Origin of the sequence: Streptomyces sp. WG7, from assembly GCF_049975785.1 — a bacterium.
GTDB lineage: Bacteria > Actinomycetota > Actinomycetes > Streptomycetales > Streptomycetaceae > Streptomyces.
In genome coordinates this window covers 107,418-122,661 of the sequence record NZ_JBNGGE010000019.1, presented here as the reverse complement: position 1 = coordinate 122,661, position 15,244 = coordinate 107,418, and the positions used below count along the sequence as shown (strand labels likewise).

Annotated in this window: 12 protein-coding genes; 4 read left to right on the top strand and 8 right to left on the bottom strand. The window is 72.1% G+C overall.

The window, feature by feature from the left end:
• Positions 1-97: 97 nt before the first annotated feature.
• Positions 98-727, bottom strand: coding sequence for a hypothetical protein (locus ACP4J0_RS20455; protein ID WP_426600107.1), 630 nt, complete (start codon positions 725-727; stop codon positions 98-100).
• Between the two features lie 272 nt (positions 728-999).
• Between ACP4J0_RS20455 and ACP4J0_RS20450 the strand changes: the two genes are divergently transcribed.
• A complete protein-coding gene (locus ACP4J0_RS20450) occupies positions 1,000-1,983 on the top strand; it encodes an Acg family FMN-binding oxidoreductase (RefSeq protein ID WP_426600106.1) in 984 nt (327 codons plus the stop codon).
• Between the two features lie 95 nt (positions 1,984-2,078).
• On the opposite strand, the gene ACP4J0_RS20445 is transcribed toward ACP4J0_RS20450, so the two are convergent.
• From ACP4J0_RS20445 to ACP4J0_RS20415, 7 genes are all read right to left on the bottom strand, one after another.
• A complete protein-coding gene (locus ACP4J0_RS20445) occupies positions 2,079-2,747 on the bottom strand; it encodes an OsmC family protein (protein WP_426600105.1) in 669 nt (222 codons plus the stop codon).
• Between the two features lie 246 nt (positions 2,748-2,993).
• The gene (locus ACP4J0_RS20440; protein ID WP_426600104.1) at positions 2,994-4,751 is read right to left on the bottom strand and encodes a GAF domain-containing protein; all 1,758 of its coding nucleotides are present in this window, start codon (positions 4,749-4,751) and stop codon (positions 2,994-2,996) included.
• A 121-nt stretch (positions 4,752-4,872) separates the two neighbouring features.
• Complete coding sequence (gap, locus tag ACP4J0_RS20435; RefSeq protein WP_426600103.1) at positions 4,873-5,898, bottom strand: type I glyceraldehyde-3-phosphate dehydrogenase; 1,026 nt, start codon at positions 5,896-5,898, stop codon at positions 4,873-4,875.
• A 165-nt stretch (positions 5,899-6,063) separates the two neighbouring features.
• Positions 6,064-6,762 (bottom strand): response regulator, encoded by a 699-nt coding sequence (locus tag ACP4J0_RS20430; protein WP_019331111.1) that lies wholly within the window; start codon positions 6,760-6,762, stop codon positions 6,064-6,066.
• Between the two features lie 93 nt (positions 6,763-6,855).
• Complete coding sequence (pflA, locus tag ACP4J0_RS20425; RefSeq protein WP_086877983.1) at positions 6,856-7,608, bottom strand: pyruvate formate-lyase-activating protein; 753 nt, start codon at positions 7,606-7,608, stop codon at positions 6,856-6,858.
• Positions 7,609-7,613: 5 nt separating this feature from the next.
• Positions 7,614-9,872 (bottom strand): formate C-acetyltransferase, encoded by a 2,259-nt coding sequence (gene pflB, locus ACP4J0_RS20420; protein WP_426600102.1) that lies wholly within the window; start codon positions 9,870-9,872, stop codon positions 7,614-7,616.
• A gap of 142 nt (positions 9,873-10,014) precedes the next feature.
• Positions 10,015-10,959, bottom strand: coding sequence for a universal stress protein (locus ACP4J0_RS20415; RefSeq protein ID WP_426600101.1), 945 nt, complete (start codon positions 10,957-10,959; stop codon positions 10,015-10,017).
• Positions 10,960-11,191: 232 nt separating this feature from the next.
• On the opposite strand from ACP4J0_RS20415, the gene ppdK reads away from it, so the two are divergent.
• From ppdK to ACP4J0_RS20400, 3 genes are all read left to right on the top strand, one after another.
• Positions 11,192-13,894, top strand: a complete 2,703-nt coding sequence (ppdK, locus tag ACP4J0_RS20410) for a pyruvate, phosphate dikinase (protein WP_426600100.1) — start codon at positions 11,192-11,194, stop codon at positions 13,892-13,894.
• Between the two features lie 135 nt (positions 13,895-14,029).
• Positions 14,030-14,413, top strand: coding sequence for a hypothetical protein (locus tag ACP4J0_RS20405; protein ID WP_426600099.1), 384 nt, complete (start codon positions 14,030-14,032; stop codon positions 14,411-14,413).
• Positions 14,414-14,504: 91 nt separating this feature from the next.
• Entirely contained in the window at positions 14,505-15,152 is a 648-nt protein-coding gene (locus tag ACP4J0_RS20400; RefSeq protein WP_426600098.1) for a CBS domain-containing protein, read from the top strand.
• The last annotated feature ends 92 nt before the right edge of the window (positions 15,153-15,244 follow it).

The window sequence follows — 15,244 nt, the reverse complement described above, 5'->3', positions numbered from 1 at the left end:
GGGGGGTAGGGGCCTGTGGTCCCGGGGTGGGGCCGACGGTCCCTGCCGGCAGGCTGGTGGGGCGGGTCCTTGGGTGGTCCCGCCCCACCAGTCGTGTTCAGCGCAGCCACGCGTGGTCGCGGACGACGGGGAGCCGCGCCCACCACCGGCCCAGCCCGAAGACGTTCCCGGCCGAGACCGCGGCCAGGACGATCAGCACCACCGCATACACCAGGTGGTAGTCGGCGAACGGGTTCGTCGACATGCTCGCCGACCCGTCGGACAGGTGCTTGGCCGGCGGCCACTCCGCCACCCACATCAACGCCATCATCACCGTCCCCGCCAGCGCCGCCAGACGCAGCGCCACCCCCGCGGTCAGAGCCAGCCCGATCCCCAGCAGACCCAGCATGAACAGCCAGTCCGCCCACGCCGCCCCGGCCCACGAGTGGAACGTCGACTCCATCGGACCGACGGCGACATGCCCCAGGAAGCCCTCCGTGGGCGAACCACCGTCGACCCAGCCCTTCCCGGACGCGGTGGCGTAACCGAACCCGAACGTCTTGTCCAGGAACGCCCACAGGAACACGAACCCCATCAGCACCCGGGCCGAAGCGAACGCACAGGCCCGTGCGGTACGCGTGCCGGCCTCCGCCGACTCGGCCGCCCCCGGTGCGGAAGCCGCGCCGTTCCGGCGGAACGACGGCAGGCGGAAACCCGAACTACGGTGCGAAGGCTGGTGCACGGCCATGACAGTGACTCCTTCGGAGAAGATCCGGCTGGTTCCGGACACCACTCACTCTCCCGGCTTCCACCACCCCGCACCCGACGCCGAAGGTCCACACCCCAGGGACTCAACAGCCCCAATCCACAGGGACCTTCGGCCACCACGGAACGACAAGGCCGAACGGTGCCGGGCGGTGACCGGACGGCCCCTTACGCGCGCGCCGGCGGGGGGCAAAGGCTGGGGAGGGTTCACCCACCAGCCCAGCCGCCCTCGGACGCGGGCGGGAAGGAGTTCCGATGAGCTCGACAACCCTCGACGCTCCGGCCGTGGAGCGGCTGGTCGCGGCGGCCGTGGCCGCGCCGTCCCTGCACAACACCCAGCCCTGGCGCTTCCGGCTCGATACCGACACTCGCACGGTACGGATCGACGCCGCCGCTGACCGGGCGCTGCGCCACACCGACCCGGTGGGCCGCGCCGTGCATGTGTCCGTGGGCTGCGCGGTTCTCAACCTGCGTGTCGCCGCCGCCCACTTCGGCTGGGAGCCGGTGACCCGGCTGCTCCCGTGCCCGGACCGTCCCGCTCTGCTCGCCACAGTGCGGCTCGCCGAAGCGGTGCGTGGTGCGCCGTCGACCGGGTTGTACGAGGCGGTGTGGCGCAGGCACAGCAGTCGTTTCCCCTTCTCCGGGCGACCGCTGCCGTCGGACCTGCTCGCCGAGCTGGCCGAGGCCGCCCATCTGGAGGGCGCGACCCTGCGTTTCCCGGGGCGCAACGACACCGAACGGGTGTTGCGCGCCACGCGGGAGGCGGAGTGGCGCAACCGGGCGGATGCCGACCGCGCAGCCGAGAGCCGCCGACTCGTCGATAGCCCGCACTCGCAGTCGCTGGGACTTCCGTCAGCGGCCTTGGGCCCGCAGGACGCGCTGGACCGCATGCCGATGCGGGACTTCGGGGCCCACCGGCACCCGGAGGTGCTGCCCGCCCGTGCCTTTGAGACGCGTCCGACGCTCGCGCTGCTGTCCACGGCACACGACCGGCGGACGGACTGGCTGCGGGCCGGCCAGGCCCTGGAACACGTGCTTCTGCTGGCCACCCGGCGCGGAGTGCGCGCGTCGCTTCTTCACCAGGCCATGGAGTGGCCCGATCTGCGCCGGGCCCTCGACGGTCTGCCGGCCGACGGTCCTCGCGTGTACACGCAGATGGTGATCCGGCTCGGGTACGGGCCCGAGGGTCCCGCGTCACCGCGCCGCCCGGCCGAGGAGGTAGTGGAAGCCGACGTGTGAACACGCGTGCCGCCCGGTCCCGTCGACGACGCGGCCGGGCGGTGCTCTTCCCGAGTCGATCAGCGTGAGCACTCCATGCCCGTCTGCCACGCGTGTCACCCCGCGTCGACGTGCCCGTGTTCCACGGCCTGTGGTGTCTCCGCACTTTCCGGCTCGCATCGGACGTGCACCCGCATGTCGGGAGCGTCGGCCAGTGTGTTGCTCACCGTGCAGTGCGAGACCACCGCACGCAGCGCGGCCAACCGCTCGGCGGGCAGCGACGGGGCGTGGACGGTCATCGACAGGGAGGCGACCCGTGCGGGGCGGTCGTCGGCCATGCGGAAGTCCGCCCGGACGGTGAGGCCGTCCCGGCTGAGGCCATGCCGGTCCAGGTACCGGCCCGCGTAGTGCGCGGTGCAGGAGGCCACGGACGCGATGAAGAGTTCCACGGGCGTGGGCGCCGTGTCCCTGCCACCGGCGGTCCGTGGCTGGTCGACGGTCAGGATGTGTCCCCGTACCCGCACTTCGAAGGCGTCGCCGGCGACAGGCGTCACGTCGACGCGTCCGGCCGGCCCGTCAGGGGCGGGCTCCACGGCGGCGGCCTGGAAGAGCAGCAGACCGGCCAGGCGCCGCGCCTCCTCGGCCGTCAGCGACAGCCACGGGGCCCGGCTGTCGTGCGGGGCACGGGCAGTGTCCAGGACGACGCGTCCCAAGGAAGCCGGGAGATTTTGGGGCGCGAGTCGTGTGACGTTGATGGTGCGTCCGCAGCGGCTGGTCATCTTCATGACGTCTCCCGGCCGGGTGCCTTGCCCTCGAGCCTGAAGCGTGCTCGACGCGGCTGCTCCGCCCACCCGAGCCGGGCCGGCGGGCCGGGCCGGCCCCGGTCGTCCGCCTCGGCACCTCAATGGGACCGCGGTCGCGGTCCGCCGTCATGGGCCGGGGGACCCGCGCGCCGTGTGCCGATGGTCCCGGTGTGCCAGTCCCCGTTCGGCAGGGGCCTCAACGCGCCGCTCGCCCGCAGGCACCGTGCGTCACCGGGCGGACCGGCCGCTCTCGGCCGCGTCCGGCAACTGCGCCAGCGGCGCGTGCCACACCAGCCGCGTCCCCTTGCCGCCGGGGCTTTCCAGCTCCAGGTCGCCGCCGAGCTTCCGCGCTCGCTCGGCCATGTTGGTCAGACCGCTGCGGCGGCCTCCGTCCGGAATGCCGACGCCGTTGTCCGTGACCGTCAGGCGGACCTGCTTGCCGTCCGTCTCCAGCACGACGTCGGTGCGGTCGGCGCCGGCGTGCCGGGCGACGTTGGTCAGGGATTCGGTGAGGACGGCCATGACGTGGTCGGCGGTCTGGGCGGGCACGTGCGTGTCGAGCAGGCCCTCCATGCGGACGCTGGGCGCGAAGCCGAGGAGCGGGGCGGCCTCGCCGATCGCGCGCACGGCGCGCGAGCGCAGGCCGGGCGCCGCGTCGTCGTCGCGGGAGCGGAGGCCGAAGATCGTCGACCTGATGATCTTGATGGTCTCGTCGAGGTCGTCCACGGCCCGCAGGATCCGCTCGGAGGCCATGGCGTCCTGGACGCGGCGACCGGCGCTCTGCAGGGTCATGCCGGTGGCGAAAAGCCGTTGGATGGCCAGGTCGTGCAAGTCGCGGGCGATCCGGTCGCGGTCCTCCAGCAGGGTGATCTGTTCGGCGTCCGCGCGTCGTTCCGCCAGTTCCATCGCGACGGCGGCCTGGGCGGCGAAGACCTGGAGCGGCTCGGTCTCCTTCTCGGAGAACTCCCGGCCGCCGGACTGCCGGACCAGCAGCACCACACCGCGGGCCTCGTCGCCCGTGCCGATCGGCACGGCGACGGCCGGTCCGAGCCCTGCGAAGCGTGGCGGACCGGCTGAGACCCGGGAGTCGCACGAGACGTCCGGGCTGCTGACCGGTGCCCGCTGGACGAACGCCTGCCCGATGAGCGTGCCCTCCGTAGGCAGTACGATCCCGCGCCATGCGTCGGCCTCCTGGCCGATGGCGAGTTCGACGGCGAGGTTGTCGGTTCCGCTCACCGGCATGGCCACCACACTCAGGGCGGAAGCGGTGATCTCCCTGGCGCGTTCGGCGATCAGCGGCAACACCCCACCCTGGTCCGCGCCGGACATCAGGGTGTGAGTGATCTCGGCGTTCACCTGGAGCCAGCGCTCGCGCAGCCGGGACTCCTCGTAGAGACGGGCGTTGTCGATCGCGACGCCGGCCGCCACGGCCAGCGTCGCCAGCACCGCCTCGTCGTCCTCGTCGAACTGCTGCCCGCCGCGCTTCTCCGTCAAATACAGGTTGCCGAAGATGTGGTCACGCACCCGGATCGGTACGCCGAGGAAGGTGTTCATCGGCGGGTGGTGGGCCGGGAACCCGTAGGAAGCGGGGTGGTCGGAGAGCTTGGTCAGGCGCAGCGGCTCGGGGTGGCGGATCAGCTCGCCCAGGATGCCGTGGCCCTCCGGGTAGGGGCCGATGCGCGCGATCTGCTCCGCGTCGACGCCCACCGTGTGGAAGGCCGACAGCCGCTTGCCGTCCGGACCGATCACCCCCAGCGCCGCGTACTCCGCGTCGACCAGGGCCGCCGCGGCCTCGACGATGCTGCGCAGCGCCTGCTCCAGGTCGAGCTCGCGGCCGACCGACAGCACGGCCTCCAGGAGGCTGTGGACCCGGTCCCGGGTGCCGCGTGCCGCGTCCAGCCGGGCCTGCAGTTCCTCCAGCAGCTCGTCCAGCCGCAGCTGGGGCAGCCGTACCCGTGCCTCGTGGGCCTCCTCGGCGTTCTCCACCGCTGCTCCTCCAACGCCTCACCGCATGTCGGCAGCCTTACCGTGCACCTGCCACGGTAGCGGCTCGAACAGGGAGACGATAAAGGATCAGCACAGCCGCAGGGCCGACTGGCCGGAACCGTCAGCTCCGGGGCAGTCGGGCCGCGACGTACGAGGTGAGGTCGAGCAGGCGGTTCGTGTAGCCCCATTCGTTGTCGTACCAGCCGAAGACCTTGACCAGTTCTCCGTGGGTCTGGGTGAGGGGGGCGTCCAGGACGCAGGAGGCGGGGTCGCCGACCACGTCGCGGGAGACGATCGGGGCGTCGGACACCCGCAGGACGTCCTTCAGCGGTCCCTCGGCGGCCTCGCGGTAGGCGGCGTTGATCTCCTCCGCGCTCACCGCCCGCTCGAGTACCACGGTCAGGTCGGTCAGCGAGCCGTCGTCGACCGGAACGCGTACGGCGCTGCCGTCCAGCGTGCCCGCCAGCTCGGGCAGGACCAGGCCGACGGCGCGGGCGGCGCCGGTGGTGGTGGGGATGATGTTGACCGCCGCAGAGCGGCCCCGGCGCAGGTCCTTGTGGGGGCCGTCCAGGACCACCTGGTCGTTGGTGTAGCCGTGGATCGTGGTCATCAGTCCCTTGACGACGCCGAAGCGCTCGTCGAGGACCTTGACCATGGGAGCCACGCAGTTGGTGGTGCACGAGGCGTTGGAGATCACGTGGTGGTTCTCCGGGTCGTACGTGCCCTCGTTGACGCCCATGACGATCGTGGCGTCGACGTCCTTGCCGGGCACGGACAGGAGTACCTTGCGCGCGCCGGCCGCCAGGTGCAGGCCGGCCTGCTCACGGGTGCGGAAGCGGCCGGTGGACTCGATCACCACGTCCACGCCGAGGCCGCCCCAGTCCAGCGCGGCCGGGTCACGCTCGGCGTTCACCGCGATGCGGTGTCCGTCCACGGTCAGCGAGGTCTCGTCGTGCTCGACGGGGCGGTTCAGCCGGCCGTACGTCGAGTCGTACGTCAGCAGGTGCGCGAGCGCCGCCGGGGAGGTGACGTCGTTGACCGCCACCACCTCCAGCGGCGCTGCCGCGGCGCCGGTGCGTTCCAGGACGCACCGCAGGTAGTTCCGGCCGATCCGGCCGAAGCCGTTGATACCCACTCGCACGGTCATGTCTTCCGTCCTCCCCTTGGTGCGGCGATGCCCGGCGGTGTTCCCGGACCGCTCTCAGCCTGCCGCCCGGGAGTCCGTGCGGGTATGGGCCGGGCGGGGGCGGGCCGTGGGGACCTTCGGCCCCCCACGGGACCGGGTGCGGGGCCGAGCGAGGGACTCGGCCCGTTACTGGCCTTCGCCGCGCATCCGGTCGCGTGCCTGGGTGGCGATGACGGCGGCCTGGATACGGCGTTCCACGCCGAGCTTGGCGAGCAGGCGGGAGATGTGGTTCTTGACCGTCTTCTCGGCCAGGTAGAGCCGCTGGCCGATCTGCCGGTTGGTGAGCCCTTCGCCGATCAGTTCGAGGATCTCGCGTTCCCGGTCGGTGAGGCCCGGCAGCATCTCCGGCTCCTCGGCCGGCTGCTGCCCGCCGCCCCGCAGCCGTGCCATCAGCTTGGTCGTGGCGCTGGCGTCCAGCAGCGACTGGCCGCGGGCCACCGTGCGCACGGCCGAGACCAGGTCCGAGCCCTGGATCTGCTTGAGGACGTATCCGGCCGCCCCCGCCATGATCGAGTCCAGCAGCGCCTCCTCGTCGTCGAAGGAGGTCAGCATCAGGCAGGCCAGGTCCGGCATCCGCGACCGCAGCTCGCGGCAGACGGTCACGCCGTCTCCGTCGGGCAGGCGCACGTCGAGGACGGCCACGTCGGGGCGCAGGGCGGGGACCCGGACCAGCGCCTGTTCCACCGTCGCGGCTTCTCCGACCACGGTGATGTCCGGTTCGTCGTCCAGCAGGTCGTGCACCCCGCGTCGTACCACTTCGTGGTCGTCCAGGAGGAAGACCCTGATCGGGCTTCCCGTGCTGTCGCCCTGCTCGCTGTGCGCCATCGAATGCTCCTCGCCATGCCTCGGTCTGTGTCGGAATCCTTTCTTCCCAGGATGGCCGAGGTCCAGGGCCGGTCGGCCCCGATTTCGCCTGCGTCAGTGGGCCATGAGGCCGCGCTCGCGGAACTGGCCACGCACCCGGTCCACCAGCGCCCGATCGGGGACCGGGGCGTCCCGCAGGGGAAAGGGGATGCCCAGGGCGTCGTACTTGGCGGCGCCGAGCTTGTGGAACGGCAGGATGTCGACCCGCTCCACGCAGGCGAGGCCGGAGAGGAATCCGGCGAGTCCGTCGACGGCCTCCTCGTCGTCGGTCCAGCCGGGCACCAGGACGTACCTGATCCACACGCGCTTGCCCAGCCCGTCGAGACGGGTGGCGAAGTTCAGGGTGGGGGCGAGGGCGCCGCCCGTCAGCTTCCGGTACGTCGGGACGTCGAACGACTTGATGTCCAGCAGCACCAGGTCGGTGTCGGCCAGGAGCGTGTCCGTGGCGCGGGCGCCGAGGAAGCCGGAGGTGTCGAGGGCGGTGTGCAGGCCGGCCTCCTTGCAGCGGCGCAGGACCGCCGCGGTGAAGGCCGGCTGGAGCAGGGGTTCGCCGCCGGTGAGGGTCACTCCCCCGCCGGCCGTGACGAGGAAGTCCCGGTACTTGTCGATCTCCGCCATCACCTCGTCGACGGTGGCCTCCCGGCCGTCTCGCATGTGCCAGGTGTCGGGGTTGGCGCAGTAGAGGCAGCGCAGGGGGCAGCCGCTGGTGAAGAGGACGAACCGGGTCCCGGGACCGTCCACGCCGGTGGACAGGTCCCAGGAGTGGACGCGGCCGGTGACCGATCCCGCTGCCACGGTCGGGGGCATCGTGCTCACAGCGATCCGTGGAAGGTGCGGCTGATCACGTCGAGCTGCTGCTCGCGGGTCAGGCGGACGAAGTTCACCGCGTAGCCGGAGACCCTGATCGTCAGCTCGGGGTACTTCTCCGGGTGTTCCATCGCGTCCTCCAGCACGGCGCGGTCCAGCACGTTGACGTTCATGTGGAAGCCGCCCGCGGACATGTAGGCGTCGAGGATGCCGACCAGGTGGCCGGCCCGCTCCTCGGGGACGTGGCCCAGCCCTTCCGGGGTGATCGTGGTGGTCAGGGAGATGCCGTCGCGTGCCGCCTCGTAGGGCAGCTTGGCCACCGAGAGGGCGGAGGCGGCCACGCCGTGCTGGTCGCGGCCGTTCATCGGGTTGGCGCCGGGCGCGAAGGGCTGTCCGGCGCGGCGACCGTCGGGGGTGTTGCCGGTGTGGTGGCCGTACACGACGTTGGAGGTGATGGTCAGCACCGACTGCGTGTGTTCGGCGTCGCGGTAGGTGGGGTGCTCGCGCACCTTCGCCATGAACGACTCCACGAGGGTGACGGCGAGGGCGTCGGCCCGGTCGTCGTTGTTGCCGTACGCCGGGAAGTCGCCCTCGGTGTGGAAGTCCACGGCCAGTCCGGTCGCGTCACGGATGACCTTGACCCGGGCGTGCTTGACGGCGGAGAGGCTGTCCACGGCGACGGACAGGCCGGCGATGCCGCAGGCCATGAAGCGGTGCACCGGGTGGTCGTGCAGGGCCATCTCGATGCGCTCGTAGGCGTACTTGTCGTGCATGTAGTGAATGACGTTGAGTGCGTCGACGTAGGTCTGGGCCAGCCAGTCCAGTACGCGGTCATAGGCGGCCGACAGCTGGTCGTAGTCCAGGTACTCGCCGGTCAGCGGGGGCATCTCCGGGGTGATCTGGTCGCCGGTCATCTCGTCCCGGCCGCCGTTGACGGCGTACAGCAGCGCCTTGGCGAGGTTGACGCGGGCTCCGAAGAACTGCATCTGCTTGCCGACCGCCATCGCGGAGACGCAGCAGGCGATGGCGGTGTCGTCGCCGGTGCGCGGGCGCATCAGGTCGTCGGACTCGTACTGGACGGCGCTGGTGTCGACGGACACCTGGGCGCAGAACTCCTTGAAGCCGGCCGGCAGGCGGGGCGACCACAGGACGGTCAGGTTCGGTTCCGGTGCGGGGCCGAGGTTGTAGAGGGTCCGCAGGAAGCGGAAGGAGGTGCGGGTGACCAGCGGGCGGCCGTCTGCGCCGATGCCGCCGATGGACTCCGTCACCCAGGTCGGATCGCCGGAGAACAGGGCGTCGTACTCGGGTGTGCGCAGGAAGCGCACGATGCGCAGCTTGATGACGAAGTCGTCGATCAGCTCCTGGGCCCGCCCCTCGTCGAGGAGCCCCTCGTCGAGGTCGCGCTGGAGGTAGACGTCCAGGAAGGTGGAGGTACGGCCCAGCGACATGGCCGCGCCGTTCTGCTCCTTCACCGCGGCGAGGAAGCCGAGGTAGAGCCACTGAACGGCCTCGTGCGCGGTGGCCGCGGGCCGGGTGACGTCACAGCCGTAGGACGCCGCCATCTCGGCCAGCTCTCCCAGTGCCCGGATCTGCTCGACGAGTTCCTCCCGGTCACGGACGACGTCGGCGGTGGACGGCCGGGCGTCCAGCAGGGCCCGCTCGGCACGCTTGGCCTCGGTGAGCCGGTCGGTGCCGTACAGGGCGACGCGGCGGTAGTCCCCGATGATCCGGCCGCGGCCGTAGGCGTCGGGCAGTCCGGTGATGATGCCGACCTTGCGGGCGGCGCGCATGGCGGGGGTGTAGGCGTCGAAGACGCCCGCGTTGTGGGTCTTGCGGTAGGTGTCGAACACCTTCGTGACGAACGGGTCGGGCTCGTAGCCGTACGCCTTCAGCCCGTTCTCCACCATGCGCAGGCCGCCGTTGGGCATGATCGCCCGCTTCAGCGGGGCGTCCGTCTGCAGGCCGATGATCAGCTCGCGGTCGCGGTCGATGTAGCCGGGGGCGTGCGAGGTGATGGTGGAGGGGGTGGCGGCGTCCACGTCGAGCACGCCCCTGCGCCGCTCCTCCGGGAACAGCGCGCTGACCTTCTCCCAGACCGCTCGGGTGCGGTCCGTGGGACCGGCCAGGAAGGAGGCGTCGCCCTCGTAGGGCGTGTAGTTGGCCTGGATGAAGTCGCGCACGTCGATGCGCTCACGCCACCCGCTCCCGGCGAACTGCCGCCAGGCGTCGGCGGTCCGGGGGCCGGCTGTCACCGTCGCGGTCATCACAGGTCCTCTCGTCGTACGGTCTTGTCACTGTCGATGCTCGTCGTGCGGGTCCGCGGCGAGGAGTGCCGGACAGGGCACCGGGTGGTCCCGTGCGGCCCCGACCGGCCGGGACCTTCGGCCCCGACCGGCCGCCGTGGTGTCAGTCGTGCGGAACCACGGCGACGGGACATCCGACGTGGTGAAGGACGGCGTGCGTGACCGGCCCCGTGAAGACACCGACCTGATGATCGAGCCCGCGGCGGCCCACCACCAAAAGGCCCGCGTCCTGAGCGGCCCGCACCAGAACCACCGCGGCGCGCCCCTCGGTGACTGTCTCGGTCACGGGGACGGTCGGGTACTTCTCCCGCCAGGGACGCAGCACCGCCGCCACGGTGCGCTCCTGGTCCGCCAGTGCCTGAGCCTGCGGCCACGGAACGGGAGCCGGGCCCTCCGGGGCCGCGGACACCAGGGGCACGGACGGAACGGGGGCGGGCCGGAAGGCGGTCCGGAAAGCGTGGACCACGGACAGGCCGGTGCCACGCCGGCGGGCGGCGTCGAAGGCGAACTCGATCAGTTCGTCACAAGGACGGTCCGTCTGCAGCCCCAGGACCACCTGGCGGTAGGGCGTCTGTGGTATCTCCTCGGGGGCGACGCCGTCGGTGGCCGGCAGGTGCTCGTCGGCGGCGGACCGTCCCGCGCGGACCAGGACGACCGGGCGGGCGGACCGGCCGACGACTCGCTGGGACACGGAGCCCGTGAGAAAGCCGCCCACAGGCCCGAGGCCACGGGAACCGAGGACCAGCAGGTCGGTGTCGGCCGCGGCCTTGAGCAGGCCGGCCACCGTGGCGTCGCACACGAGTCGGCCGGTGATCCGTAGCCCTGGGTGGGCGGCCCGGACACTGCGTACGGCCTCGCCCAGGAGCTGCTCGGCCCAGTCGCGCTCGGTGCTGTCCATGGGGACATACGGCGCGGGGTGGGGGTGGCGGTGCCAGACGTGGATCACACCGAGTCCGGTTCCTCGCCGCTGAGCCTCCTGGGCCGCCCAGTGTGCGGCGGCCAGTCCTTCGGTCGATCCGTCGATCCCCACCACGATGTCGTGCGGCATGACGTGTCCCCTCCCTGGTCGTCGGAATCCGATGGCTTCGAGCCTCGGCCCGGCCGTGCCGGTGGTCCACGGGCCGTACAGCCCCGGCAGGGCGCCGATGGTCCCTCCTGCATGGCAAGGGCTCATCGGGGGCCGACCGGTCCCTCACGCGGGACGGCCGGCACCTCGCGTCCGGCCCGCCCCCGTCCGACGCTGGAGTCATCACGCCCCAACGCTTGAGGAGCGCAGCGTCATGGTCCGTTACGTGTACGACTTCACCGAGGGCGGCCGTGACATGGCCGATCTCCTCGGCGGCAAGGGATCGAACCTGGCGGAGATGACCCGGCTCGGGCTCCCCGTACCGCCGGGATTCACCGTCACCACCGAGGCGTGCCGCGCCTTCCTGGAGACAGGCAGCGAACCCGCGGGCCTGTGGGAGGAGGTCTCCGCACACCTGGCGGGCCTCGAAGCCTCCGCCGGCCGTTCGCTGGGGCAACCGGACGACCCGCTGCTGCTGTCCGTCCGCTCCGGCGCGAAGTTCTCCATGCCCGGCATGATGGAGACGATCCTCGACATCGGCCTCAACGACGACTCCGTCCTCGGGCTTGCCAAGGTCTCCGGCAACGAACGCTTCGCCTGGGACTCCTACCGCCGCCTCGTCCAGATGTTCGGCAGCACGGTCATGGGCGTCGACTCCTCCCGCTTCGAGCGGTCCCTCGCCCTTCTCAAGGACCTGCGCGGCGTCCAGGACGATGTGCACCTGACGGCATCCGACCTGGCCGAGCTGGTCGAGACGTACAAGAACCTGATCCACCTGGAGACAGGTGACCACTTCCCCCAGTCCCCCGCCGAGCAGCTGCAGCGGGCAATCCTGGCCGTATTCGAGTCCTGGAACGGCGAACGCGCCCGCCTGTACCGGCGCCGCGAGCACATCGCCGACGATCTGGGTACCGCCGTCAACGTCCAGCGCATGGTCTTCGGCAACCTCGGGGCCGACTCCGGCAGTGGCGTCGCCTTCACCCGCGACCCGGCCACCGGCCGTTCCGGCCTGTACGGCGACTATCTGCCCGACGCGCAGGGCGAGGACGTCGTCGCCGGCATCCGCAACACCGTGCCGCTGGCCGAGCTGGAGCGCCTGGACGCCGCGTCCTACGACGGGCTGCGCACGCACATGCGCACCCTGGAACGCCACTACCGGGATCTGTGCGACATCGAGTTCACCATCGAACGCGGCACCCTGTGGATGCTCCAGACCCGGGTCGGCAAGCGCACCGCCGAGGCCGCCTTCGTTCTCGCCGCCGAGCTGGCCGACGAAGGGCTCATCACCCCGGACGAGGCGCTGGCCCGGGTGAGCGGCGAGGGCCTGGCCCGGCTGATGTTCCCGCGCTTCGACGCCTCCGCGACCGGTACCGCACTCGCCCACGGCGTCCCTGCCTCTCCCGGCGCGGCGGTCGGGACCGTGGTCTTCGACTCCGCCCAGGCGGTGCGCCGCGCCGCGGCCGGCGAGAAGGTGGTCCTGGTCCGTCAGGAGACCACCCCGGACGACCTGCCCGGCATGATCGCCGCTCAGGCGGTCCTCACCAGCCGGGGCGGCAAGACCAGCCACGCGGCCGTGGTCGCCCGCGGCATGGGCAAGGTCTGCGTGTGCGGCGCCGAGGAGCTCACCGTGGACACCGAGGCCCGGCGCTTCACCGCCGCGGACGGCACCGTGGTCGAGGAGGGCACCGTCGTCTCGGTGGACGGCTCCGCCGGAGCGGTGTACGCCGGTTCGGTGCCGCTGGTGGACTCGGCGGTGATCCGGTATCTGGAGGACGGCCGGGGCGACGGTGGCTCGCAGGGCGTGGACGTGGTCGACGCGGTGGCCCGGGCGCTGGCCCGCGCCGACACCGTGCGGCGGCTGGAGGTGCGGGCCAACGCCGACACCCCGGAGGACGCCGTCCGGGCCCGCCGGTTCGGAGCGCAGGGCATCGGCCTGTGTCGCACCGAGCACATGTTCCTCGGTGACCGCCGCAAGCTGGTCGAGCAGATGATCCTGGCCGGCACGGACGCCGAGCGCGACCGGGCCCTGGCGGATCTCCTGCCGCTGCAGCGGCAGGACTTCGTCGGCATCCTGGAGGCCATGGACGGTCTGCCGGTCACCATCCGGCTGCTGGACCCGCCCCTGCACGAATTTCTGCCCGACCACACCGAACTGGCGGTGCGGATCGCCACCGCTCAGGCCCGTGGCGAGGAGCCGGACGCGCACGACGTCGCACTGCTCGGCGCGGTGAACCGCATGCACGAGGAGAACCCGATGCTCGGGCTGCGCGGCGTACGCCTGGGCCTGGTCGTGCCCGGCCTGGTCGCCATGCAGGTCCAGGCGATCGGTGAGGCCGTGACCGAGCGCCTGTCGGCCGGTGGCGCACCCCAGGCGGAGATCATGGTCCCGCTCGTCGGTGACGTCCGTGAACTACGCCTCGTACGCGCGGAGGTCCAGCGGGTGCTGGCCGAGATCTCACGGGCGGCCGGAGTCGTCCTCGACTGCCCGGTCGGCACCATGATCGAGTTGCCCAGGGCCGCCCTGACGGCGGGCCGGATCGCCGAGGAAGCCGAGTTCTTCTCCTTCGGCACCAATGACCTGACCCAGACGACCTGGGGCTTCTCCCGCGACGACGTCGAGGCGGAGTTCTTCTCCGCCTACCTGGACAAGGGCGTCTTCTCCACCTCCCCCTTCGAGGCGCTCGACCGCGAGGGGGTCGGCCGGCTGGTGAACATCGCGGTCGCCGAGGGCCGCGCCACCCGCCCGGACCTCAAGATCGGGGTGTGCGGTGAGCACGGCGGCGACCCCGACTCGGTGCGCTTCTTCCACACCGCCGGACTGGACTACGTCTCCTGCTCGCCGTTCCGGGTGCCGGTGGCGCGACTGGAGGCGGGGCGGGCGGCGCTGGAGGAGACCGAGGGGAGCGACAGCAGGTGAACCGCGGGGCGGGGCCGCCCGGCCTTCGTGCCAGGGACCGGCCGCTCCGTCCTCCAGGGCCGGTCGCCCCTGGGACGAGAGCGACCGGCGCAGCAGGCTTGAGGCGACGCAGAACGATCACAGGGAGTGGAACACATGACCGCCAAGGACATCGGTGCCCGCGAGACCGCCGCCGCCGTGCTGGTCCGCGCCGACGGCGAGGTGGACGAGGAATCTCTCGCCTACCTCCACGAGAAGGTCGCCGCCGCTCTGGACCGGCCCGGCCTGCCGCCCGTGAACGGTGAGGTGCGCGTACGGCGGGCATCGGCCCACCATGTGGAACTGCCCTGGTCCGGCCGCACCGACATCCGGGTCGGCAGGGACCTCGTCGTCGTCCACGCGCGCGAGGCGAGCGCCCGCGAACTCGCCGACCGGCTCCACGACCGGCTGCGCTCCGCCACCGAACGCGTCGCCCACCGAAGCGACACCACCCGCCGGACGGCCGCCCCGCCCCCGTGGCGCGGCGGCCCGCAGAAGTAGGCGCCACACGGCGCCCGCCCGACCTGGCGGGGAGCCGGAACCGAACCGGGCTCCGGCCCTCCCCCGCCCGCGCGCGTGAAGGAGATCCGCCGTGACCGCTCACATCGTCGGCGAGGTAATGACCAGGGACGTCGTCCACGCCCTCCGGACGACACCGTTCAAAGAGGTCGTCCGGTTGCTCGACCACCACCGGATCAGCGGACTGCCGGTGGTCGACGCCGACGACAAGGTCCTCGGCGTCCTGTCCGGCAGTGACCTCGTACGCAACCAGGCGTACCGGGACGGCCCCGCTCCGCCGCCGTCCGTGACGGCGGGCGATGTGATGTCGAGCCCCGCCATCACCGTGCACCCCGAGCAGACCGTGCCGGACGCCGCCCGGCTCATGGAGCGCCGCGGCGTCGAGCGACTGCCCGTGGTCGACGAGGCCGACCGCCTCATCGGCATCGCCACCCGCCGGGACCTGCTACGGGTCTTCCTGCGCGCGGATGACGACATCCGCCGCCAGGTGACCGAGGAGATCGTCGTGACCGCGATGGGGATGCCGTCCGACGCGGTCCGCGTCGCTGTCCGCGACGGCGTCGTCACCCTCGACGGCCGGGTGGAAGCGCGTAGCCAGGTGCCGGAACTCGTGCACGCCGTCTGGCGGCTCGACGGCGTGGTCGGCGTGGTGAACGGCCTGGGCTTCCGCTTCGACGACCGCGAGTCGCCCACCCCGTCCCACCGGACCGGGAGCCCGTGACCTCAACGGCCGGCGCCGATGTGCGGCGGGCCGGGCGGGCCGGCCGTGCCGGGGGCCGACGGTCCCTGCCCAGCCGGGCCGGACGGACGCGA

Excerpts from the sequence above, each read along its gene's own strand:
- ACP4J0_RS20455 (WP_426600107.1), bottom strand. The coding sequence starts at position 727 with ATGGCCGTGCACCAGCCTTCGCACCGTAGTTCGGGTTTCCGCCTGCCG.
- ACP4J0_RS20450 (WP_426600106.1), top strand. The coding sequence starts at position 1,000 with ATGAGCTCGACAACCCTCGACGCTCCGGCCGTGGAGCGGCTGGTCGCG.
- ACP4J0_RS20445 (WP_426600105.1), bottom strand. The coding sequence starts at position 2,747 with ATGAAGATGACCAGCCGCTGCGGACGCACCATCAACGTCACACGACTC.
- gap (WP_426600103.1), bottom strand. The coding sequence starts at position 5,898 with ATGACCGTGCGAGTGGGTATCAACGGCTTCGGCCGGATCGGCCGGAAC.
- ACP4J0_RS20430 (WP_019331111.1), bottom strand. The coding sequence starts at position 6,762 with ATGGCGCACAGCGAGCAGGGCGACAGCACGGGAAGCCCGATCAGGGTC.
- pflA (WP_086877983.1), bottom strand. The coding sequence starts at position 7,608 with ATGCCCCCGACCGTGGCAGCGGGATCGGTCACCGGCCGCGTCCACTCC.
- pflB (WP_426600102.1), bottom strand. The coding sequence starts at position 9,872 with ATGACCGCGACGGTGACAGCCGGCCCCCGGACCGCCGACGCCTGGCGG.
- ACP4J0_RS20415 (WP_426600101.1), bottom strand. The coding sequence starts at position 10,959 with ATGCCGCACGACATCGTGGTGGGGATCGACGGATCGACCGAAGGACTG.
- ppdK (WP_426600100.1), top strand. The coding sequence starts at position 11,192 with ATGGTCCGTTACGTGTACGACTTCACCGAGGGCGGCCGTGACATGGCC.
- ACP4J0_RS20405 (WP_426600099.1), top strand. The coding sequence starts at position 14,030 with ATGACCGCCAAGGACATCGGTGCCCGCGAGACCGCCGCCGCCGTGCTG.